Genomic DNA, 24,177 nt, shown 5'->3' with positions numbered 1-24,177 from the left:
TTATTTAATTATTTAGGGTCGCCATAAAAGGCCATCTCCATGGCATGTGCAAAAGTACCGTTTGACCATGTAGTGCTTACCGATAAACGAACGTAACGTGCTTTAGGGGCGGTTAGCGGAAAATTGAAACTTACACCTGCCTTTACAAAATCATTATCTGCGGTGGTATGTGCTACCGGTGCCAAACCCGAAGGTGGATTGGGATAATTATAATTCCCCATGTTTATCCAATCGCCTATAACAGTACCAACTGGAGCAGCTAATGGCAACTGGGCATCTCGTGGTACAGCCACATCAGAACCCCAGATAGAAAATACCCTGGGATTTCCATGCCCGTACGCAAATTTGTCGCTCCCATCTGGTCGTTCCCATAAAATAAACCGACTTAATTTTGCACTGATACCCAAACCAAATGTTGCTATTGCAGGCATTGCACCACCCGGCGCAGTGTGCCATCCGTTCGAGTTGCCATCTGTTTTGCCATCCCATAAATAAGGAAGATCCCAGCCGTAGGCAATTACCCCATCCGATGGAAGTCTGTACTGAAAAAACTTACCTCTATCCAACAAGGTTTCAAAAAACGGAGTAACGGTTTTATAGGTTGTATCAGAAATATTTCCAAAATTATCAGTTACATAATAACCAATCTTTTTGGCAACCGGTGCATAACCCCTAACCGAATAATCGAAAATTTCGGTTTTGCCATAATGCTGATCAATAACATCGGAAGTATTGTTATCGCCAACATTTAAAAGAATGATACCCAGGTTGTTTTTTAAAGGATTAGTTCCTGTAATTTTTATGCCACCAAAATCAGCCTCGGCATTAATGGTCGGTTTTAAAAGCAGGTATGGAGGTGTGTCTGGATTTATCTTAACCACAACAGGGTCAGACTTAACCTCTGCCCTGCTTACGGCATACAAAGTAACATCGTAACCCTGTTTTTTCGCAAAACCATCTACCATAATAGAATCAGAATAATAACTTGATTTTGTTTCTCTGGTAGTTACCCCGTTTATTTTGTACTGCGCCAATACATATAACAGGTTTTTTGAATTTGGCAAAGAATAGGTAATGTATGCCCCGCCATTAAAATTATCAACTTTAATATTGGTTACCACCCCAGGCTTGGTCATATCAGACGAAGCAGGATCGTTATAACTTTCCATTTTTTTACAGGCCGCAAGGCTTGTTAAGAGAGAAGCAATAAGGACCAGGTATATATTATTTTTAATACTCTTCATGTCTTTAAATATTTTAAACTACCAATAAGGGTTTTGAACTAAGTTTGGATTAACCACCAGATCGTAGCTTTTAATTGGCCACAAATAATCTTTCAAACCAAATACCGGAATAAACTGTGTAGTTGGGCGGTAATAATTTATCGCTTCTGCATTATTGATGCTCCAGCCTTGTATCGGATTGTTTAGCACCGCCTGAAGTTCTTTCCATCTTCTTAAATCCCAGCCACTCTGGCCTTCAAAACAAAGCTCAATTCTTCTTTCCTGATGGATAATCTGTCGCAACCCTTCTTTGGTATTAAACTTGTTTGGATTTTTAGCGAAATTTGTCCACGAGGCTTGTACACCTTGTAAACCAGCCCTTTGCCTTACTTTATCAACATAAGTAAATACTTCTGCGGTGGGTCCATTCACTTCATTTAATGCCTCTGCATATAATAAATACAACCCTGCCAGTCTGATCAATGGCAAACGGAAGGCTGAAGGTTGAAAACCATCATCATAAACAGAGGCATAACTTACCAGTTTCTTTGGCCAATAACCGGTAATATTTAACCTGATGTTATCACTTGGCGCCGCAAATCCGCTACCTCTTGCCAATACATAATACAAAGGATTGGCCGGATCATCCTGATTATTCCTTCCATTTCCAAACCAAATACCTCCGTCAAAAGCAATATCTGCATAGAAACGGGTTTCGCGGGCAAAATGACCTTTTATCGTTTCGTAACCCTGCTGAATGTAATATCTGCTGGCATTGTCGCCAACTTTAATCGTATTCCTGCCGGCATAATCCCAGGTTTTATCTTCAGTAATCGGCACACCATTAACGGTATAAAATAGCTCCTGTGTATTTATTGGAGCCGAAAAAGTAGAAGGATTGGAAAAATTATTGACAGCAGATTTTGCCGTAAGTCTTGGCGTAGCAAATCCTTGATAGTTAAACTCAGGGTTTGATGCCCATATGATTTCAGAATTCAACTCCCATCTTTCCGCTACAGCATTCTGCACATCTAATTCTCTTTTTAACGAATCGGATAATTTGCCCACTGTTGATGGCGAATTGAAGGTATACAATTTAATCCCCTGTGCTTCGGCAGCGGTAATGGCAATTTTTGCAGCATCGGCAGCTTTCTTCCATTTTTGGGCGTCGTAAGCTGCAGGAAAAAGACTAACGCCATCTTTATCCTTAAAACTCACATAATCGGGATTGCCGTTAAAAAGTGGGCTTGCCGCTGTAGTTAATACATCAGCCTTTACCGAAAGTGCAATTACACTGGTTACCCTGCCCAACTCCGTTGCCTGACTGGTAATAACCGCAGGCAGATCAGGAATAGCCTCATCCAGTAGTGAAATGATATAATCTACCGTTTCATTTACCGGTGCTCTTTTTATCCTTACCTCATCTGTTGCACTGTTTATGGCTAAATTGGTTTTAATCAGCGGTATTGGGCCATACATTTTAAATAACACATAATGATAATAGGCCTTTAAAAATTTGGTTTCTGCGGTCCAGCGTTTCTTTTCTGTAGCACCTAAATCAATAGGTTTATCGATATTCTCAAGCATAATGTTACAGATCCTGATGGAGCGCCAAAGACTATAACTTCCTTCTTCTCCATCCCAGGTATTTAGTCCAGGCTTTGCAGCTGTTTGTGTCCCTCTTAATAAATTAAAGCCTGTTCGGTTAAAACCTTGAAAATTATCAAGTGTATTCGAATAAATCAGCTCTGATGAAGTGGTAAAACTTGGGTTTGAGGCCACATCATTCATCCGTTGCAGGTAAGCATAACACGAATACAGGTAGTTTTCGGCTTCGTTTCTGTTTCTAAAGGCATAATCAAGTGTACCAATATCATCAGGCGTTACATCCAGGTATTTTTTACAGGATACAAAACTGCAAAGCATTAAAAGAATGCAACTGTATTTGAAATATTTTTTTATCGTTTTCATTATAAGGTTACGTTAAGACCAACATTAAATACCTTTTGTATTGGATAGGCAAAACCGTTTCCGCCTTGCTCCGGGTCCCACATTTTAAAAGGACTCCAGGTAAGCAGGTTTAGCCCGTTGAAATAAATCCGGCAGGAGTTCAGCTTTATTTTTGTAGAAATGCGCTGAGGCAGGGTATATCCGAATTCTACTGATTTTAGCCGCATTAAACGTCCATTTCTCATCCACCAGGTACTGGTTTGTGCATTATTTTCTAAATCGGCAGAGTTAACTGCAAGCCTTGGATAAAGCGCATATAAATTCTGGTTTTCTGGTGACCAGTGATTATCTGCAAAATCTTTCAGCAATTGAGTATTGCCTAAAATATATTGCTGATTGCTAGGAACAAAAGGACTTACCCGCGTTGGGTCGATAAAGAAGGTCATTCTATCCTGTCCGGTAAAAAAGGCAGAAAGGTCGAAACCTTTGTATGATGAACTGAACCCAAAGCCATATACCACTTCTGGCGATTGAGGGAAACCGATATAAGCCTTATCAGCGTCATCAATTCTACCATCGTTATTTAAATCGCGGTACTTAATATCGCCGGCGCGTGGTGCTTTACCATTTGCAGAGAAAATCTGTGTTGGCGAGTTTTGTACTTCTTTATCATCAACAAACAGGCGTTCGGCAATGTATCCATAGTTTCTGCTAATGGGCTGGCCGGTGGTGTAACGGTAAGACTCTGCCCATTGTGGTTCTTCGTAGTTAATGTATTTGTTTTTGGCAAAAGTTAAATTAGAGCGTACGGCGAAAGAAAATGCATTCACATTAAACTTATAATCTAACGATAAATCGACCCCTCGAGATCTGGCCTCACCAACATTGGCTCCTACACTGGCTTCTAAACCAAGCGTGCTAGGCAGGTTGGCACGGCCCATATAAATATCGTAGCGATAGTTGTTATATACCTCGGCAATTAAATTTAAGTTTTTGAAAAGTGTAGCTTCTAATGCTAAATTGGTTTGTTGTGAGGTTTCCCAGGTAACATCTTTATTTTCGTAATTGTTTATGAATACGCCACTGCGGTTAGCGGCGCCATTAAACCCAAATTGAGCATAATTGCCTCCTCCATTTAAATTCACTTCTGAGATATAAAAGAAACGTTGTGCCCCAATGGCATCATTACCCACAATACCATAACTTCCTCTTAATTTTAAACGGTTAACCACATTGGCGATTCCACCGGTCCAAAATTTCTCGTTAGAAAGAACCCATCCGGCACCAATGGTTGGAAAAAAACCAAAACGATGGTCTTCCGAAAACCTTTCAGACCCATTATAGCCGAAATTAGATTCTAAAAAGTATCTGCTTCTATATGAATAGGTTAATCGTCCGGCTAAACCCAAATTCCGGTAAGGGAGCGAATTTTGTAACGAACTGGCGTTACTGTAAACGGTTTGTTGTGCCGTACCAATTAATGTTCCGCTAACATTGTGGTTACCAAAAGCTTTATCATAATTAACTGATGCCTGTGCATATAAAAAAGTATTGATATTGGTATTACCAGGATTATAAGACAGGTATTCTTGTGCGATATTCGGTGCACCACCAGTTACAGACGAGTTAAGCCAGTTTAAAACATAGGTATTGCTTTGCTTATCGTAAGAACCAATATTATAATAAAATGGAGAGTATGCTCTTTGCGAATCGAAATAAGAGTACCTGTTGGTACTAAAAATAGATTTAAATGAAAGGCCTTCGGTAAAAAAATCTAATTTTTGATTGACTTCAAACTGTGCCGACATACGCGACTCGGACGAATTTTTATGTCCACGTAACATTGCAGCGTAAGGGTTATTATCCAAAATACTGTTTACACCTGCACCACCTCTATTTCCAAATAGAATATGTTGTGCATTTTGATTGGCGGCATCGGCCGGATAGAACGCGGGAAAGGAAACGGGACTGGTGTGTACCGCAATATTATATAAATCGGTAGAAAAACCACCATCTGTTGCCAAAGGACCATTATATTCACTAAAATTACCCGACAGGCGAACGACCATTTCGGTTGTTTTACTTAAGTCGATATTAATGTTGGAGCGCAATTGGTAATTACGGAATTTCACATTATTATCGTTGTTATTCCGCTCGTCCTCTTTAAGTATCCCATTATCTAAATTGTAAGAACCTGCAATATAGTAGCGGGCAACACCGCCACCGCCGCTAATGCCAATATTGGCCCGTTGTGTGCTGGTGCGTTTTTTAAACAGCATATCTAGCCAATCTACAGCAGGATAAACATATTCGTTATAACCTGGACTTTTATTTATTGTAGCCTGTGTATTAATAATCTGATTAGGTGTAAACATGGGATCCATGCCTCTGCCAATTGCAGCTTCGTTAAAAAGCTTCATATAGGTAATTGGATCAGCAAGTTGCAGGCTCTTTACCGATTGGGAAGCAGAATTTTCTAATCGGAAGCTTATTTTGGCTTTACCCTCCTTACCCGATTTGGTGCTGACTAAAATTACGCCATTCGCGCCCCTTGCACCATATAAGGCAGTTGCACTTGCATCTTTAAGGATAGAGAAGCTTTCGATATCATCTACCTGAAGACGTGCCAGATCCGAACTCGTTAACTCTACGTTATCGATCAAAATCAACGGATCCTGCTTGTAACCGAAAGTAGTTACCCCGCGGATAAAAAACTGCGAGTTATCCTGACCGGGCTGTCCGCTGCGCTGATAACCGATTACCCCGGCAATCTGACCAGAAAGTGCATTGGTTAAATTGCTTGAAGGTATTTTAAGGTTGCCTACTTTTACCGTTGTAACAGAACCTACCAATGCTTCTTTACGTTGTTTCTGTCCTAAGGCGGTAATTACTACCTCTTCAGATAGCATATTCTCTTCCGTTAATTTAATGTTCAGCACATTAGCCGCACCAACCGTCGCCCTTTGCTCCCGGTATCCTACGTAAGAAAATCTAAGTATTTCTCCCGGTGTTACATCAAGTACGAACTTTCCATTATTATCGGTCTGTGTACCCACATTAACCTTATTTACAACTGCTACAGTTACACCAGGCAGCCCTACCCCAAGTGTATCTGTAACCTTACCCGTAATGGTTTTCTTTCCCGTTTGAGAAAAACCTTTGTTGGGCATAAAAATCAGGAAGAATACAAGAATCGAACCCGTCAATATCATTGCATTTCTTAACCTGTTGGACACCGATAAGTGCCCACAAAACAAAAATAATTGCTTCATTTGCTAATTAGCTTTTAAATGATTGAATTAAAACTATTTGAGGTAGATTATAAATGGCAGTGATATTAATGCCCTTTAAGATGTTGCAGATCTGATGGTCGCCATTTAGCGATCATAAAAGAAGGAAATTGCTCTCCATTAAAGTAATTTGTAAAATTTCTCATATTGTTGGGTTATTTGGTTAATGAAAATGTATCGGGACTGGAACAATTATCAGCTCATTACTTATTTCAGATTCTATAAAGAGAAACAAAGCGCTGAAACGCAAGTAAATGACTATTTTATCCTATCCTATCCTATCCTACTATTTTCGATTACAATTATAAACAAAAAAATTAATATTCCAACTTTCTAAAAATAAATCGTTTAAGAAAAAAAACAGGATTAGCAGATAGATAAGAAGCATGGAAAAAGAACTGCGCCTTCATTATGGCAAGGGAAAGTAATTTAAGATAAATGCTCTTGGCGTCATATGAGGAACAAACCATTCGGTTATAAACCTGACAGCAGCGAACACGTAGTGCAACGAAGTAAAGCGGATAGCAGGGCTACAAAGGCCAAGAACTACAGCGCGTTCGTTTTCGAATCAAGAATATTAACGCTTATAATTAGGAAATGAACGGTTCAGCGCTCCTGGAGGTCTTCAGTCCCGCTCTCCGTTACTTCTGGTGCTGATTCAGTGCCGATTTTTCGGTAAAGAACCAGAACCACTGCGATCGGGTTTATCAACAAAGTTTGTATGCTTTTGGCATCCATATCAGGAGCAGGCCATTCGGATATAAACCTGACAACAGCGAACACGTAGTGAAACGAAGTAAAGCGGATGGCAGGACAGAACCCAAGCTAAGCATTACAAACCGTTCGTTTTCAAATCAAAAACATTAATATTTAACGTGAGTTTTGGGTCTTAATTTCGTCACTGCGAACTGAAGGAAGGGTTTTGCGTAAGAGTGAAGCAATCCTTTTTGATAATAAATACATGATAGATTGCTTCGGCTCGCTCATATCCAGCCTCACAATGACGCAATATTTTATAACAAACTGATAGTCAGATAAAAATATACAAAACTCATGTTATTTAAGTTAGGTGGTGAACAGCTCAACGCTCCTGGAGGTCTTCAGTCCCGCTCTCTCTCCCGACTTTACGTCGGGACACTGCGATCGCGTTTAGTAACAAAGTACTGGTCCTTGTGGCAACATACCAGAGCAAAATGTTCGGTTATAAACCTGACAGGAACGGCAGCCTCTGATTTCTTCTATCGGAGCTACAGTGGATGGCAGGACTACAAAGGCCAAGAACTACAGCACGTTCGTTTTCAAATCAAAAACATTGATAAATGAACAGTTCAGTGCTCCTGGAGGTCTTCAGTCCCGCTCTCCGTTACTTCTGGTGCTGATTCAGTGCCGATTTTTCGGTAAAGAACCAGAACCACTGCGATCGGGTTTATCAACAAAGTCTGTATGCTTTTGGCATCATATCAGGAACAAGCCATTCGGTTATAAACCTGACAGCAGCGAACACGTAGTGCAACGGAGTAAAGCGGATGGCAGGACAGAACCCAAGTTAAGCACTACAAACCGTTCGTTTTCAAATAAATAGCTCTTGATGTATTTACACCGCCTCCTAAGTTTTTGAATAAGAAATCGCAGCAGTAAGAAAAATGGACAGTGTGAATTGAACAGCTGTTGTTACGAAGTTTGCTAAAGTGAATTCCTCCTGATCAGTTTATTCTCCATGATATGTTTAATGGGTTTCAAACTGAGTACAAATTCGGCTGCCAAACGGCCCATATGCGCAAAATCGATTGAAAATGTGGTAATCCCGTCAAATATGATCTCTTTAACGTTATCATCATTATGCGAAAGAATACCTAAATCTTTGCCCACCTTTAAGCCTTTTACCTTGGCATCTTTTAACATTTCCCAAAGTTCGAGGTTGTGGATGGTGAAGTAAACTTTACCGGGCGCAATACTGCCAGATTTATAACTATTTTTAATTACACCATTAATCTTAAACGCTTTTACGAAACGTTTAAAGGAAACCAGCACCTCATTGGGCTCAGCAGATGAAGGTTTAAAAAAGAAAACAAACTCCGAAAATTCTTTTATCCGGGGTGCCAATTGCAAAAAAGCATCGTATGAAGCTTTCTCAAACTCCTGAACAATGTATGAATATTCGCCTTTCAGCGCTACATACCGATCCACAATCAGGAGTTTTTCTTTTGGTAACTGTTCTAATATTTCTTTGGCTTCGTTACTTTCTATCGGTGCAATAACATACAAACCATACTGGCCTTTATTGCTGTTGATAATAGATTCGAAAACACTTAAATTATTGTGGTGGAAGTATACATCAACCTGAATATTTTCGCCTAAATGGTCGCGGAAGTTCTGGTAAAAAGTTTCCTGAAAGGTATCGAATGCATAAATTAGTAAACAAACTTTAAGGTGCTGTTCAGTATCATCGGTAGCCACAAAATAACCCCTTCTGTTTTTCGATTCTAAAATCCCCCGGCTGATCAGTTCTTTATATGCTTTGCCAATGGTTTCTTTGGCAAAACCTGTTTCCCTCATCATTTCGTTAACCGAAGGCAGAATATCTCCCTTAGCAATCAGTTTATGGTTTAAGCCATTGATGATTCCCTGAACAAGTTGTTCGTGTTTCGATAAAGAATTTATGATGCTCAAATCCTTGATTTCAATGAACAGCTTTTCTTTATTCATGCAGCAATATTTGGTTTAATCGATTTACTGGAAGTTAATTTGGTCGAAATATATAAATTTAATGGTGATAATCTGTAAAAATTAATTTCTTCGACTCAATTCCGATACGTATGCACGTCGTCTAACAGGGGTAAAAAAAGCATTAAGTAGAACTTAGTTATGACATGATTTATATTATATTTGGGGCTTGCGTGAAAAAGAAGACATTTAAACGTATGACAAAAAAATTTTCGATCGAAATTTAAATCAGACTTCTTATCCTATCCGTAAAATAAATTAAACTCTTTATTATGAAAAAAACACTATTAACATTAGTAATTACTTTATTAAGCTGCTATTCTTACGCAACCAATTTCAAAACAAAAACTTACAATAGGTTTGTCGATGTATCAGTAAGCTTTACACCAACGGCCATAGGTTGGTACAGAATAACCGAAGTTGGTTTCCAAGGAGGAACAATACAGATAACGGGCAATTACGATAATAGGGTAACTGATGTAGAATTTCAATATAATATTGGAGGATGGCGGGTTGGTGGTTCGATACAGCAAACACGCTATTCTAGCTATAATAATGGATGCGTGGACCAAGTGAGAATTAGTAGCGATGGCCTTGCAAACTCTTATCTTGATATTCATGTTAGTTCTGCGACTGTTCCTGGGGTGATTTATATTTCTGGGCGCGGGATGAATATGAATATACCAAGTTTTATAACAAATCCAACAATAAATGCTGAGGCTGGTTCAACAGATGTAAATGTTTTAACTTTAACTCATGGATTCAATTCTACCCAAGGAGCCACATTTGCAGTAACAAGCGGTAATGTAGGCATTGGCACAAGTCATCCTGATGCTAAATTAACCGTTAAGGGTACTATCCATACCCAAGAAGTGAAGGTAGATTTACAAGTGCCTGGTCCAGACTATGTATTTGACGACGATTATAAATTAATAACCTTAGCAGAAATTAAAGATTATATTGTTAAGAACCACCACTTGCCAGAAATTCCGTCCGCAGTACAGATGGAAAAAGAAGGACTAAACCTCGGTAATATGAATATTAAGCTATTAAAGAAAGTTGAGGAACTAACTTTATATCTAATAGAAAAAGACAATCAATTGATGGAACAGAAAAAAGTTAACCAATCTTTACAACAACAAATTGATAAACTTGCAAAGCAAATAAACAATTAGTATTTAACCATAAATACTATTGTTGTTTAACATCAAAATGGTTGTTTTGATAACCATTTGCCTAATAGGGGAATTTAGAGAATTTTTGTTTAGGATATACCTAATGCACGCTCCAACATGTATATCATCCTCGGCTTTCCTCCATTTCATGCCAACTGTGTAACAATCGGTATTGGAAATTGTCTAAAACTTTTAACGATCTCAAAATGTTTAACTAATAAAAAAAGAAAAGAACATGGGAATTTTAAAAACAGCAATTATTGGCGCCGCAGTTTATGCTGGCGTAAAATATATCACCAAGAAAGATCCAATTACCGGACAATCGATAGTTGATGAGTTATTAGATAAGGCTCCAGGATGGGCAGAGAAAGCAAAAGGATATACCGAAGATCTGAAAACCAGGGCAAGCAATGCTGCTGAAGACTTAGCTAGATGAATACCTGGAAGAAATAAGGAAGCTCTATCCCAGAGGTACCTTTTTCTTTAGATATTTTAGAAAACAAAAGAGGCTGTATCATAAATATAGATTGTCATCCTGAGCCTGTCGAAGGACCCGTTTAAATGCCTCGCAAAGCGTTTCGACAAGCTCAACGTGACAAGTTTGAATGGAATCACAACTTATGATACAGCCTCTTTTTGTTTTAGTGTCAGATGGTAACATCTGACATCACGATAGTTAAGAATGCATTAAAAAGCATCAAACCAAAGTTTGGTGGTTAATAAATCTGCTCCCTGGCTGCTGACGGCATTTTTATAATTCTGTCCGTTTAATGATTGCTCGGTACCTGGATAGATAAAACGTACCGGAATTTGCCCATTAAGCACCGTATTTACAGAAGCAGTTAACTGCGGATAATCTAATCTTCTCCGCTCCGCCCAGGCCTCCAGGCCTTGCCCAAATAAGGCAATCCATTTTTGCTCGCCGATTGATTTTTTATAATTACCTGCATCATATTGTACTGAAGCCTGATTTAGATAATCTTCAACGGCACTTCCACCTATACTGTATTGATCAAAGGACGCCCTGATGGCCTGTTTATATAGGTCAGCTGCATTTTCTGCCGTAAAGCCTCTTGCAGCGGCTTCAGCCCTATCAAAAAGCAGTTCGGCGTAACTAAAAATTACTGCTGGTGCTTTTGGTGCTAAAAAGTAAGCACCTGGTCTTGAAGAGTTTGCCAATCCTATTTTGCTCGCTTCTGAGTTTGTTGAGCCATTTGGAATACCAACGTAATTTTGCGGCGTAGGATTAGCAGTTTTACTGGCATAAACCTGTAATCTTAAATCGTTTAAGCTAAACAATTTATCTATTAAGGTTTTACTAATGCGGTAATCTTCCCTGGTTTCGAATGAAGCAGCCACCGGATTTTGCTGTGGCGAATCGCTGTAAATCACCTGGGCAATATCTGCTCTGCTGCTAATATAGCTACCTCCTTCGGCCTGTACTTCATCAATTACCTGCTTTGCTTTAACAGGTTCCTTATCAGCAATACGCAAGGCGATACGAAGCCTTAAAGAATTAGCAAATTTTTTCCATGAGGCAATATTGCCACCGTATACGATGTCTCCAACAACAGCTTTTCCCGAGGCAGGATCTAAAAATGTCTGAGCTGTTTTTAAGTCGTTTAAAACACTGTAATATACATCCTTTTGCTTATCGTAAACAGGTGTGATAAACTGTTTGATTTGTCCGGCCTGGGTATATGGAACATCGCCATAGGCATCAGTAAGCAATAAAAACACCCAGGAGCGTAAAACCAGGGCCACCCCTTTGTAATTTGGATTGCCTTGTGCATCGGCCAGTTCGATGATTTTATTATAGCCCGCAATACTCTGCGCATAACCTGTTGCCCATAAAGACGTAAAGCTACTGCTGGAGTAGATAAAACGGTCTTCTTCGGTATATTGTACTTTTGCCCATTGCTGTGTAAAAAGCAGGCTCGAATTCATATTATTGGTTACGCCCCAATAGGCATCGGCGGTAACTTTAGTGGTACCCGTAAGTAAATAATCGATCTGTGGAATCTCTGTTGCATTAGGATTGATGTTTACTTCATCAAGCTCTTTTTTACAAGATGAAAATGCCAATGTTAAAATGGCCAGTATATATAGTTTATTATTTTTCATGATGGACATATTTAAAATTTAACATTCAGATTTATACCGTAACTGCGTGTACTTGGGTTAGAAAGACTTTCTAAGCCTTGGCCGTTTCCGGTATTAAAGGCAACCTCAGGATCAATATCAACTACATTGCGGTGGATGATCCACAGGTTACGGCCAACAAGTGAAACGGAAACGCCCTGTAGATTTAAAGGACGGATCCATTTTGCCGGCAAGTTGTAGCTCAGTTTTACTTCACGGAGTTTTACATAAGAGGCATCGAAAATATTAGATTCATCAATGGTACGGAACGATTTATAATATTGCTGGGCAGGCAACACTTTTTCATTGCGTTTACCATCAGCTGTTACGCCATCAAAAACCATCCCATCATCATAAACCGTTACACCTGCAGGGGCAGCTCCATTTACCCTCACCGTTCCTTTGTTTTTATCATTGTCAGGATAATAATAGGATATACCTCCATATTCTGCAGCTCTTCCTGGCAAGGTAGAAGCTAACACGCCTGTGTAAGTACCTGTTGCATAGGTGCCATTGTAAATAGAACCACCAATACTGGCATCAACCAACACACCTAGGCTTATACCTTTATAACTAAAAGTATTGTATACTCCACCAATCCAGTCTGGTGTATATTTACCTAAAACCTGTTTGGTCGGATTTGTAGCCGGTGCTCCTGTAGCATTAACAATGATATTTCCATTACCATCTCTTAAGAAGGCTGTTCCGAACAATGATCCATAAGGTTGTCCAACCGTAGCAATTACCTGAGCAGAATTGGTAGCTACAACATAGTTAGTCAATAATTTTTCAGCGTCCAGTTCTATTACTTTGCTCCTGTTGGCTGCAAAATTCACATTAACATCCCAGGTAAAGGCTTTTTTTACCGGAGTAATGCCCAATTGTGCTTCTATTCCTTTATTGTTGATTTTCCCGGCATTAAGCAATTTAGAGCTAAAGCCTGTACTTTGGCTTACATCAACCGCCAAAATCTGGTTGTAACTATTGGTATTATAAGCACTTACATCTAAACGCAACCTTTTATTAAAGAAAACAGCTTCAACCCCAAGTTCTGAGGATGTAGTGGTTTCGGGTTTAAGATTAGGATTAAGGTCGATACTACTGATATTAAGCTGAGGATTTCCATTAAATGGTGCACTAAATGGATAAGTATTGATCAAACGATAAGGATCGGCATCTTTACCTACTTTAGACCAACCTCCGCGTATTTTCAAATAATCAAGTGTTTCGCTTTTAATATCGAATGCTTCGGTAGCTATGAAACTTCCATTAAATGAAGGATAAAAATAAGATCTGTTCTGTGCCGGCAAAGTAGACGACCAATCGTTCCTTGCCGTAATGTTGGCAAAAAGATAATTTCTAAAACCAATCTGACCTGACGCATACACACTATACGATTTTAAGCGCGATAAGTTATTAGAAGATGTTAACGGGTCGCGTGAATTTTTTAGGGTATACAATCCTGCAACGGCTAACTTTGGTGCACTTTGATCATTCTGTTCTATATATTGCCTGCGGATATTACCACCACCCAATAACTCCAGGCTAAAATCATCATTTAACTGCTTGTTAAAGTTCAGCGTGGCATCGGTATTGTTTTCGTTAACGGTAAATGCACTTTCGGTATAAGAACCAAAAGGCGTTCCGTTGGTGCCATAAGCAATTCTGATTTTACGCCTGTCGTTATAATAATCGGTTCCTGATCTGAAATTAAAATTAAGTCCGTCAATAATTTTATAATTAAGGGCTACGCTTCCAATAATCCTGCTTCTGTTTTGCGAAACCGTATTTTCATAAGCGACCCAATAAGGATTGCTATAATAGTTATTGTTCCAGTTAAACGTTTTTCCATTCTCGTCCAAATAGTCTTTTAACTGGTTAATATCAACCTGACGGCCAAACCAGGTAAACTGTAACATGGTACTGGTTGATCTTGAACCGCCTGTACCTGGCAAATTATCAGAAGCAAGTTTACTGTAATTTGCGTTAGCGGTTATACTTAACTTAGGAGTAATCCGTAAAGTGGTATTTAGTACGAAAGCATTTTTTCCCTGACCAGAATTGGGCACAATACCAACTTGTTTCAGGTTATTGTATGATAAGCGGTAATCGAATTTTTCGTTAGCATCTGCAATAGATACACCGTTATTTAATGCATATCCGGTTTGAAAGAAATCGCGTACGTTATCTGGATGTGCTACGAACGGAACGGCTACACCTTTCGAAAAAAACTGTGGAATTAATCTTCCGTCTAATTTTGGTCCCCAGCTTTCATCTACCCCATCATTTAATCCTTTACCAGCACCATCTACATAACTGAACTGACCTTCTGACCCCTGCCCGAAGGCATTTTGATAAACTGGCAAAGTAAGCAGGCTTTCTAAAACAGCATTCGAATTGATTTCGATACCAATTCCTTTTTTCGATTTACCTGTTTTAGTTTTGATCAAGATCACGCCGGCTGCAGCCCTCGAACCATATAGTGCCGCAGCGTTTGGTCCTTTTAACACACTCATTGATTCTATATCTTCAGGATTGATATCTGAAATGGTATTGGCATAATCTCTTGCCCCAGCCGAATTTAACTGCGAATTATCTACCGGAATCCCATCAACCACAAATAAAGGCTGGTTATTTCCGGCAATAGACGTTTCACCTCTGATGACCACACGTGATGAACCCATACTCCCCTGGCTGTTGGTGACACGCACCCCTGCAATTTTTCCGGCAAGTGCATCCACCAAATTAGATTCTTTGGCTTCAGCCAAATCCTGTCCTTTTAATTCCTGAACCGCATAACCCAGCGATTTCTTCTGCCTCGAAATACCCAATGCTGTAACTACTACTTCATCCAGCGCATTATCGCTCGACTGAAGAATGACCGAAATCGGGCCAGGATTTTTATTGATTTGTATTTCCTGACTCTTAAAACCGATATAAGAAAATACTAATGTGCCTTTATCTGGTGCATGAATTGAAAAAGCACCCTTCCCATCTGAAATGGTTGTTTGTTTGGTTTCTTTTATTAAAATGGAAACACCTGGGAGTGTTTCGCCATCTGCCGACTTTACCGTTCCGGTAACCGTGACATCTTGAGCGGAAAGCTTTTGTGCCATGAAGAGCAGAAAGATAAACGCTATTGATTTTAAATTTTTAAACATATTGTGTAGTTAATAATTAGTTAAAAGGGATAATAATTTGGGCAAAACAATTCCACCACGACAAAAACGTGTTTTGTTTTAAAAAAAAATAATGGAATGGTTAGTCTAAAAAAGCCTGTTAAAACGGAGCAATTTTAACAGGCTCCACGCATTCGGAAGCATGTGTTAAGGTTTATTTCAATGGATTTCAGCTCATCTGTCTTTTTCATTTGAATGATTTTATTTAATGCATATTTAATTTCAAGAACGCATTCAGGGCAAAAAAAAAGCACCCCTTAAATCAGAAGTGCTCCATATATTTTTGATAAGGATAACGCAAACAACTGACTTAACTACCCCAGATTCATCTGAGATGGAATTAGCACCATTTCTAAAAATTAGATGGTTGCTAAGGCTTCACAGGGCCATTCCCTCCGCCTTTCTTGATAAGTATTTTAAAATAACTGGGGCAAAGGTATAACTTATTCCATTTATCCTATAGTTTTTATAGAATTTTATTGAAATATTTTTTCTTTGGCAATTACATCCATATCTTTGTCTACTAGTTTAGTCGACAAATACACATCCCAATGAAATTAAAATCCATTTTAACAGCCATATTGGCCATATCAATAACTTTTACCTACGCTCAGGAACATGTTGCATTAGCAAATAACCAGGCGGCAAAGCTTCAAGGGAAAAAACAAAAAGCATTTGTTGCCCTCGGCAACTGGCGTGGAATAGCTAAAGTAAAGGAAGGATTAGAAATTCCTTTCAACTTCGAGATCAGCGAAAAAAGCGGTCAGCAGAAATTATATTTCCGCAATGCTGAAGAGCGTTTCGAAGGTGGCCTTGTAAAACAAACATCCGATTCACTTTTCGTAAAACTGGATCAGTTTGATAACGAACTCGCATTTGCTATAGATGGTGACCAATTAACGGGTGTTTTAAGAAAACAAGATAAAGCAGGCAAACCTTTGGTCATTATTGCTGAACGAAAAAATTACCGTTTTAAAACAGATAAACCTGCAACAGCAGACTATTCTGGTAGTTATGATGTGGTTTTTACATCGCCAAATGGCAAAGAAGAAAAAACAGTCGGTTTATTTAAGCAGACGGGGAACAAACTTACGGGTACTTTTCTCCGCGTAACCGGCGATTCGCGCTATCTGGAAGGTGTTGTAGAAGGAAATGAATTCCAACTTTCGAGCTTTATTGGCTCCTCTCCTGCCTATTACAAAGGAACTTTCCAGGCAGATGGCTCGTTAAGGGGTGAAATTTTAGGCGCAAGGGGCAGTCAGCCTTTTACGGGAACTAAAAATAAAGATGCTGCCCTACCCGATCCCTATAAACTCACCTACCTCAAAAAAGGATACAAAACACTTGATTTTAGCTTTCCTGATATCAACGGCAAAAAGATTTCGTTAAAGGATGAAAAGTACAAAAACAAGGTGGTGATTTTAACCATCACCGGAAGCTGGTGCCCAAATTGTGTTGACGAAGCTACTTTTATAGCGCCCTGGTATAAAGAAAACAAGAAACGTGGAGTAGAAATTATTGCGTTGCATTACGAGCGCTCCACCGAACCTGAATACGCAAAAAAGGTGATGACACGTTTCCGCGAACGTTTTGGAATTGAATACGACCAGGTTATTGCAGGCACTGCCGATAAACAAGTGGTATCTGAATCGTTGCCTGCACTCGATTCTTTTTTATCGTTCCCAACCACAATAATCATCGATAAACAGGGTAATGTAGCACAAATCCATACTGGTTTTAATGGCCCGGCCACCGGCAAATTTTATGATGAATTTGTGAAAGAATTTAATACGGAGATTGACACATTGTTGAAGAAATAATTTATCTTATCGATTGTTCTTAACACGATCGTCACCCTGAATTTATTTCAGGGTCTTAGCAATAGAAAAATCGTCATCTCGACCGTAGTGGAGAGATTTTTTAACATCGTCCAAAGATCTCTCCACTCCGCATTTGCTTCGGTCGAGATGACGCCAATTTAAAATCTGTCATTGGTAAATGATTGGGAACCACGAAGTGCTCATCGCAGATAATCTTAATGCAATGAGCTTTAAGATTCCCGCCTGCGCCTATCGTGTGAACACATCTACACCAGCCTGTATTTGTTCTAAGCACATATTCCTAAGGCGATCGTCATGCTGAATTTATTTCAGCATCTTTCCCACTATTAACTGGTCCTGATTCCTTCAGAAGTAATAATTTGGGGACAAATGTTGATTTTTTCCGCTCTTTGCCGCGGGGGCATGGTACTTTGGAGCGCCAAAGTACCCAAAGCGCTTTGTCAATCCAGCAATGTGGCTTCTCACCGCCCACGCTCATCAAAAAAACAGTGGCACTTCGTTTTGTGTTCAATTTATATTAAACTTGAATTCAGTGCTAATGAACACAAAACCACTGCGTTTAAGGTTTGTAAGTGCAATTTATTCTATTCTGCACCTGTTTTTTTGATTCTCCCGCCACTTGGGATTGACGGCGTCCTTCGGTAAAGACTGTGGTTTATTAAAGCCAGCTAGCATGATGCCCAAACAATTCTTAAAAAAGACGTGTCCACACGATAGGCCTGCGCGGGAATGACGACCGATTTTGAATAAGCGGGTTAATTTAAAAAAGGTCCTTCGACAGGCTCAGGATGACAGATCGTGCATCAGATTCCTTGCAGAAAAAGAGTGTTTAGCCCCGGGCATAGCGGCATCCCTGAAGCGCAGCGGAGGGATACAGCGAAGCACGGGAACAGACTTTAATAGATGCACTGGCGCTGCGCTCCAAAAACAAATGTATAAAGTCTCGTTTTTTTTGTAAAGCAAGTCTAGCACTCTTCGGTTTAGACAGTCCTTCTTTCCGCTTCTATCTTTTTGTGGAAGTAATTGCATACATGATGCGCTTTTCTATCCCATAGTTGTCATTCTGAACGCAGTGAAGAATCTTTTAACACAGACTTATTCAATAGAAAAGTCTTTGTCCAGACTCTCTTTAGCTAGAGATTCTTCACTATGTTCAGAATGACATTTATTTTTGGACAAGATTAGGAAGATATTTATTGCATTATCTTCAAAACAAAATCTATTATTGTTTTCTTCGGAATCACCACCGTCGTCGTCCGGCTGAACCTGGCGATATTAATGCCATAAAAATTTCCTTCCCAATCGAAAACGGGCGAACCGCATGCATTCGGTTTAATCGCCGCATCGTGCGTAAAAACAGCATTAAACCCATCTCTTCGTTCAGATTTTCCGCCTTCAAATTTTTCTGCGGGATGGTTAAAGACCGATTGCCCTCGTCCGTCCAGTTTAAAAGTTTTCTTCATTTTCCCTGAAGGGTTTTCCCATTCAAAAGAAACCTCATCATCTGCCCAATATTTCAATATTTCTGGCGCAAATTCATTTGCTTTTTTAATAGTCTTTCCATTGATACTGATCAGTTCGTCGCCCACTTTTATACCTGCTTTTTCTGCCGGGCTGCCCTCTTTGATTAATGAAAACTGGACTGGACTCGAATTGTACACCACCATTGCACCCAAATAAGGTTGACTGTTAATTTTTGGTAAATTAAATAGTGAACTACCTACAACACTTCGCATTACTTTACCAGCGGGATCAATGCTATAAAGAAGTTTACCCATCTCTATTCCAACAGTATCGCGATTAGAAATATTTAAATCAATTCCACCATTTATGTGTTTTTCAAGCTCAAATAAAACCAGGTCGTTTTCCTGATCTTTTCCAATTAGCTTAATCGGCATGGCGGTTCCATTAATATAACACTGGGCTTCTTCACCTATCATCGTGTTTTTACTCAGTAAAAACTGTTTTTTAACTCCACTTGATGTTTTAACATTTAATAAACTGGCATTAATCTCCTGAGTTTTGCCTTTTATCACACTTTTGATGGAAAAGCAGCTATTTCTAAGGGTGGGCACATCAAAATCAGGGTGTAATGCCTTTTGTTTATTTTCCTTTTGCAGAACCAAAGACAACGGGTCTACTTTCACCTCATCCACCTTTTCGGGAAAAGCGGTATAAAGCCTTTCGCTGTTTAGGGCTGTCCAATATCGGCGGTAAAGGTCAACAGGGATTTCAAAATTCATGTCCTCCGAAACATCAATGGCACTGTGCAAACCAATTACACGGCCATGGTAATCAAATAAAGGACCACCAGAATCGCCAGGCTCCATTTTACAGGTGGAGCGGATAAAACCATATTCATTTTTCACTTCTGCAATATTTCCTAACCTTAAGGTTGGCAGCGTTTGATTTAAAGTTTCGGGATATGAAATACTGATACAAGGTTCATTTTTAAGCAAGCTCGCTGAATAACCTATTTCTGCAAATGGCCAGGTACCTTTATCCGTAATTTTCATCATGCCCACATCTGGAATGCCTGGCGTCTCTTTATTTTCTATTTTACCAAGGGCCAGCGCGATGCATTCGCGGCCATCAGGAAAAAAAACCTTATAATTTTTACCAGGCAAAATGGTGTGTGCAGCGGTTAGGATATAACCATCGGCACTAACCACCACCCCACTAAACTGGCCACTGGTTCTTTGGTTCTGCTGCACATCAAAACCCCACATCCGTACACTCGCCGGATATGCTTTTTTTACGGCTTCGGCAATGGTTTTCTGGAATTTGGCAACCTGTTTTTTCTGGGCCACAGCATTTAAGCTGAGGAGCATAACTATCGTTACTACTATTCCCTTTATGGAATTATTCATTTGTTATTTATGATTTTTTGCCAGGTTAATCCGCTCAGAAATTTCTTTGAGTGCATCGGCATCGGTTCCCGTAAACCCAGTGAGTTTAAATACAATATTGCCTGCTTTATCGATAATAAATTTTGCAGGGATGGCACTTACGCCGTAAGCTTCAACCGCAGCATTACGTCCAGCTTCATCTTTCAGGTCCATTAGCACCTGAAAATTAAAACCCGATTGAGCCATGTATTTTTTTACATCTTCAACCGGTGTTTTGGTGGTTTCCCAGGTATGGATAAATAAAAATTTTACTGAAGGATCATTTTTATAGGTATTAACGGCAAGCTGCATCGCCGGAAAAGATTTTTTGCAGGGTACACACCATGTCGACCAGAAATCGAGCACAATTACTTTTCCTTTTAGATCCTTTAGCGATACCACATTGCCGTCAAGGTTTTTTAAGGTAAAATTGGGTGCAGGTATTGCAATCATTTCTGCGAGAAGTTTGTGGTGAAGAGCAGCTGCTTTATTCGCAGGAGATTGCGCCCGAAGCGAAGTACATACAATTACACTCAACATAAACAGGCAAAGCCTGATAATAGGTTTCATATTCTTTTAGGGTAAAACAATAAGGCCATTTTACAGGCCATACCGTGTGTATAAGTAGCTTAAATAGATATTTCTAATATTTTCTCTTTCGGTGGATAACATTTGGTTTCATCACACACCTGATAGTACAGGCCGCATTTAATTTTAGTACCGGCTTTTGCCTTGCTGTAATCAACCATAATCCTAAAGTTTGCCTTTCCTTCAAAAATAAACATGCCCGCGTTGCCCGGATAAGGAATAGCTGCTGTTGTTTTCCATTCCTGATCAGCTACGGCGCCTTCAGGAAGTTCGAGACGGGTTTCGGTAACCACAAATGGATTATCTTTAGCTACATAGGCATAGATATGCCAGCCTTTTAAAATTTTGGCTTCGATAAGTAAACTGTCTTTTTTATCTCCACTGCCAGGAATAAACCTTGCCGAAACTGCAACCGGATCGGCTGTGGTCGGTTCACCACTTATAATCGCTTTTGGCAATTGGGAGCTTTGTTGTTGGCTAACAGGAAGACTTTTTCCATAGGTATTGACCATGAACTTAAAGCCACCAGATTCGGTGTAGAATAGATTGTTACGGTTTAGATTGAGCCATTTTCTCCATTCCGCTGCTTTACTGAATTTTTCAGTAGTGTAACGTTCGAGCAATCTTTGGGCCATCGCTATCTCTTTGTTGGCCTCCAACAAACTTACACATTTATCTAAAAGGGCCACTTTACGATTAGAAATACCAAGTTTTTGCGCATCACGATCCAATTGAAGCGTATACACGCCAGAAGGATAAAAATACTCATAATTTTGGCGGTAGTATTTGTGATATAGGTTAATATTCGTGCCGTAAATAGCAAATAAACTATCACCAGCATAACCTTTTACATAATCATCAAATGATTGGGTATCATTGGTTACCGGCATTTTCAAAAACATCTCATTACCATGACCAATATCTTCACCCTTTGCTTTTTTATCCTTTAATTCCTGCTGCATTTTCAGCATACGGAGGTTACCTTCACGCCTTGATACAATGGCCTGATTATAAAGATCTTTGCTTAACCGATAAATCAGTTCGTCTATACCGCTACGGGTTTCGATCTGTACTTTTTTAACAATAGCCGAAAGGTGATCGAATTTTTTAATGTAACAAATGGTGTTTACAAAAACATCTTTGGCTTCATCCGTCATGTAATCAGGAGAACCTGCAAAACCCCACATAAAGTAATTTCCCTGGCGGCCTAAAGCCACTGCTTCAGCATTTTTAAGACAAACACCACCTGAAATAGATTCAGCATCAGGCGAATCGTTAAATCCTTCGCCATGCGAAACCATACCAATCAGGTAAGGTTCTTTTGAAGAAAGCCCTTGCTTAACCACCTGCCACATCTCCATTTCTTTTGGTGTGTCAACACCTTGATGACCGTTAAAAAAAGAACCTGGTGTTGTTTTTTTCACCATGCTTAGTTTTACGGCATTTGGCGTATTAAAAATGGGATGATCGGTTTTGATGTTCAAGGCTTCATCATCCAAACACTGACAATACCAATCGAATTTTAAACCTAGAGGCAAGCCTACATTTGGTGCCATGGCATGCATTAAAACCATCGGGCGATTAAAGCCTGGAGGCAGTGTTACAGGGCCTGCATCCATCAGCGTTACATCCACCTCATCCGACATTTCTACTTTATAATCGGCTACATCAACCACCTTAACTTCGATAAAGCGCTGTTCCAAAAAAGCTTTAAAATCGGCCATTCTGGTTTTGTATATTTTTTCTACAACAGCTGGGGTAGTTGAATAATAAACTACATTTTTAGGCATGGGTTTATCGGGATTATAGCCCACATACAAAACCTTTAAGGCAATTTTATCCCGATATTTGGCACTTGCCAAATTGAGCAATGAAACCAGCATCAGGCATGCGGTTAGTATCCTTTTCATCATCTATTTTTTAACAATGATTAATTGAATATCTCGGCAAGTTTTTTGTTCAATGGTTCGCCGCGCAAGCCATTGCCGATAATTTTGCCCTGCGCATCTACCAGAAAACTTGCAGGCACAGCACGTACACCGTATAAACGACCCACTTCGTTGTTCCAACCTTTTAGATCAGAAACATGAATCCAGTCTAAACCATCTTTTTCAATTGCCTCTAACCAGCGTTCTTTTACATTATCTAATGAAACTGAAATAATTTCGAAGCCTTTATCTTTATAGGTTTGGTATTGTTTTACCAGGTTCGGATTTTCGGCCCTGCATGGGCCACACCAGCTTGCCCAAAACTCAACAAGTACCACTTTTCCTTTTAAACTGGCTAACGAAACTGGCTTGCCAACCACATTGTTCTGGGTAAAAAGCGGTGCAACATTTCCAACAGCAGTAATGCCGCTTGCAGCAATACGCTGGGCAAGTTCTTTGCCCATGTCGGTTTCGCGGTATTCTTTATTTAAAGCATTAAAAAGTGGTTCAACTTTGGCTACATCTACCTTGCTTCCCGCAGCTTCTGATAATGCCACCAAAGCGAAATAAGAAGTTGGGTGTTCTTTAGCAAATTGGAACTGTTTATCGGTTCTGTTCTGGATGTTTTTCCTGAAACGCAGATCTACTGCTTTCATGTAAGCGGTATCTTTTTGCTGCTCAGGTGTACCACGGTTAAAATCCATATTAACGGCTTTGGTAAGGGCCATAATGGTACCTCCTATAGCTTTGTTATACGCATCATATTCCTGGTAAACTTTCGAGCCACTAAAAACAGCATTTTCCAAAGAATCTTTTGAAGTGATCGTTACCTGTTCCTTACCAAAATAAAAGTAAATCACATCTCCGGTATAAACCGCCTTACCTTTACCGCCACCAGTGTGATCGAGTGCCATACGGGCGTAGGCATTGCCAGAAATATGTCCGGTAAACTTGAAACTTCCGTTCACTAGCGCTACTGAATCTTCGTGACTTACGCCATTGTCCATGTAATCGATATAGGCCTTTGCCGGAGCACCCAAGGTGCCTATTTTACCTGTTAAACTAAAATTCGGCACTTGTGCCAAGCATAAAACTGGAAATAGAAAGGCTAATACTGCTAATTTTATAATTTTCATTTGTATGTTTCTTTATGGTTATAATTTCCATGAGGCTGTATCATTAATTGTAATTCAATCGAATTTGTCACGTTGAGCCTGTCGAAACGCCTTGTAAGACATTTTAAACAGTT

At 39.6% G+C, this 24,177-nt stretch carries 13 protein-coding genes and 1 riboswitch; of the genes, 3 read left to right on the top strand and 10 right to left on the bottom strand.

The genetic code is table 11. The annotated features are described in order from the left end of the window. Nucleotides 1-8 precede the first annotated feature (8 nt). From QF042_RS12190 to QF042_RS12175, 4 genes are all read right to left on the bottom strand, one after another. A complete protein-coding gene (locus QF042_RS12190; protein ID WP_307528672.1) occupies nt 9-1,244 on the bottom strand; it encodes a DUF5000 domain-containing lipoprotein in 1,236 nt (411 codons plus the stop codon). A gap of 18 nt (nt 1,245-1,262) precedes the next feature. Continuing rightward, nucleotides 1,263-3,194, bottom strand: coding sequence for a RagB/SusD family nutrient uptake outer membrane protein (locus QF042_RS12185; protein ID WP_307528670.1), 1,932 nt, complete (start codon nt 3,192-3,194; stop codon nt 1,263-1,265). Further along, a complete protein-coding gene (locus QF042_RS12180; protein ID WP_307528667.1) occupies nt 3,194-6,445 on the bottom strand; it encodes a TonB-dependent receptor in 3,252 nt (1,083 codons plus the stop codon). The genes QF042_RS12185 and QF042_RS12180 overlap by 1 nt, the downstream gene beginning before the upstream one ends. A gap of 1,701 nt (nt 6,446-8,146) precedes the next feature. Then, on the bottom strand, nt 8,147-9,169 hold the full coding sequence (locus tag QF042_RS12175; RefSeq protein WP_307528665.1) for a GntR family transcriptional regulator: 1,023 nt from the start codon (nt 9,167-9,169) through the stop codon (nt 8,147-8,149). 290 nt (nt 9,170-9,459) lie between these two features. Between QF042_RS12175 and QF042_RS12170 the strand changes: the two genes are divergently transcribed. Together QF042_RS12170 and QF042_RS12165 are read left to right on the top strand one after the other, a co-directional pair. Further along, nucleotides 9,460-10,362 carry a tail fiber protein gene (locus tag QF042_RS12170; protein ID WP_307528663.1) on the top strand — a complete coding sequence of 301 codons (903 nt, stop codon included), beginning with the start codon at nt 9,460-9,462 and terminating at the stop codon, nt 10,360-10,362. Between the two features lie 235 nt (nt 10,363-10,597). Then, complete coding sequence (locus QF042_RS12165; protein WP_307528662.1) at nt 10,598-10,798, top strand: YtxH domain-containing protein; 201 nt, start codon at nt 10,598-10,600, stop codon at nt 10,796-10,798. Between the two features lie 251 nt (nt 10,799-11,049). Here the strand turns inward: QF042_RS12165 and QF042_RS12160 are convergent, their stop codons facing one another. Continuing rightward, entirely contained in the window at nt 11,050-12,486 is a 1,437-nt protein-coding gene (locus QF042_RS12160; RefSeq protein ID WP_307528660.1) for a SusD/RagB family nutrient-binding outer membrane lipoprotein, read from the bottom strand. An 11-nt stretch (nt 12,487-12,497) separates the two neighbouring features. Next, nucleotides 12,498-15,665: a SusC/RagA family TonB-linked outer membrane protein gene (locus QF042_RS12155; RefSeq protein WP_307528657.1), complete on the bottom strand. Its 3,168-nt coding sequence runs from the start codon at nt 15,663-15,665 to the stop codon at nt 12,498-12,500. A 325-nt stretch (nt 15,666-15,990) separates the two neighbouring features. Further along, a riboswitch (SAM riboswitch) is annotated at nt 15,991-16,097 on the bottom strand. A 137-nt stretch (nt 16,098-16,234) separates the two neighbouring features. Between QF042_RS12155 and QF042_RS12150 the strand changes: the two genes are divergently transcribed. After that, a complete protein-coding gene (locus QF042_RS12150; protein ID WP_307528656.1) occupies nt 16,235-17,503 on the top strand; it encodes a peroxiredoxin in 1,269 nt (422 codons plus the stop codon). 1,214 nt (nt 17,504-18,717) lie between these two features. Here the strand turns inward: QF042_RS12150 and QF042_RS12145 are convergent. The 4 genes from QF042_RS12145 to QF042_RS12130 are packed head-to-tail and all read right to left on the bottom strand — an operon-like array spanning nt 18,718 to nt 24,064. After that, complete coding sequence (locus QF042_RS12145; RefSeq protein WP_307528654.1) at nt 18,718-20,394, bottom strand: trypsin-like peptidase domain-containing protein; 1,677 nt, start codon at nt 20,392-20,394, stop codon at nt 18,718-18,720. 3 nt (nt 20,395-20,397) lie between these two features. Continuing rightward, a complete protein-coding gene (locus tag QF042_RS12140; RefSeq protein ID WP_307528652.1) occupies nt 20,398-20,982 on the bottom strand; it encodes a TlpA disulfide reductase family protein in 585 nt (194 codons plus the stop codon). Between the two features lie 59 nt (nt 20,983-21,041). Continuing rightward, nucleotides 21,042-22,910: a protein-disulfide reductase DsbD domain-containing protein gene (locus QF042_RS12135; RefSeq protein ID WP_307528650.1), complete on the bottom strand. Its 1,869-nt coding sequence runs from the start codon at nt 22,908-22,910 to the stop codon at nt 21,042-21,044. A 20-nt stretch (nt 22,911-22,930) separates the two neighbouring features. Further along, complete coding sequence (locus QF042_RS12130) at nt 22,931-24,064, bottom strand: TlpA disulfide reductase family protein (RefSeq protein WP_307528648.1); 1,134 nt, start codon at nt 24,062-24,064, stop codon at nt 22,931-22,933. Nucleotides 24,065-24,177: the final 113 nt, after the last annotated feature.

The organism is Pedobacter sp. W3I1 (assembly GCF_030816015.1).
GTDB lineage: Bacteria > Bacteroidota > Bacteroidia > Sphingobacteriales > Sphingobacteriaceae > Pedobacter.
This window is presented reverse-complemented; position numbering and strand designations above follow the sequence as displayed.

What these genes read in the sequence shown, in the direction of transcription:
- QF042_RS12190 (WP_307528672.1), bottom strand. Translation starts at nt 1,244, where the DNA reads ATGAAGAGTATTAAAAATAATATATACCTGGTCCTTATTGCTTCTCTC.
- QF042_RS12185 (WP_307528670.1), bottom strand. Translation starts at nt 3,194, where the DNA reads ATGAAAACGATAAAAAAATATTTCAAATACAGTTGCATTCTTTTAATG.
- QF042_RS12180 (WP_307528667.1), bottom strand. Translation starts at nt 6,445, where the DNA reads ATGAAGCAATTATTTTTGTTTTGTGGGCACTTATCGGTGTCCAACAGG.
- QF042_RS12175 (WP_307528665.1), bottom strand. Translation starts at nt 9,169, where the DNA reads ATGAATAAAGAAAAGCTGTTCATTGAAATCAAGGATTTGAGCATCATA.
- QF042_RS12170 (WP_307528663.1), top strand. Translation starts at nt 9,460, where the DNA reads ATGAAAAAAACACTATTAACATTAGTAATTACTTTATTAAGCTGCTAT.
- QF042_RS12165 (WP_307528662.1), top strand. Translation starts at nt 10,598, where the DNA reads ATGGGAATTTTAAAAACAGCAATTATTGGCGCCGCAGTTTATGCTGGC.
- QF042_RS12160 (WP_307528660.1), bottom strand. Translation starts at nt 12,486, where the DNA reads ATGAAAAATAATAAACTATATATACTGGCCATTTTAACATTGGCATTT.
- QF042_RS12155 (WP_307528657.1), bottom strand. Translation starts at nt 15,665, where the DNA reads ATGTTTAAAAATTTAAAATCAATAGCGTTTATCTTTCTGCTCTTCATG.
- QF042_RS12150 (WP_307528656.1), top strand. Translation starts at nt 16,235, where the DNA reads ATGAAATTAAAATCCATTTTAACAGCCATATTGGCCATATCAATAACT.
- QF042_RS12145 (WP_307528654.1), bottom strand. Translation starts at nt 20,394, where the DNA reads ATGAATAATTCCATAAAGGGAATAGTAGTAACGATAGTTATGCTCCTC.
- QF042_RS12140 (WP_307528652.1), bottom strand. Translation starts at nt 20,982, where the DNA reads ATGAAACCTATTATCAGGCTTTGCCTGTTTATGTTGAGTGTAATTGTA.
- QF042_RS12135 (WP_307528650.1), bottom strand. Translation starts at nt 22,910, where the DNA reads ATGAAAAGGATACTAACCGCATGCCTGATGCTGGTTTCATTGCTCAAT.
- QF042_RS12130 (WP_307528648.1), bottom strand. Translation starts at nt 24,064, where the DNA reads ATGAAAATTATAAAATTAGCAGTATTAGCCTTTCTATTTCCAGTTTTA.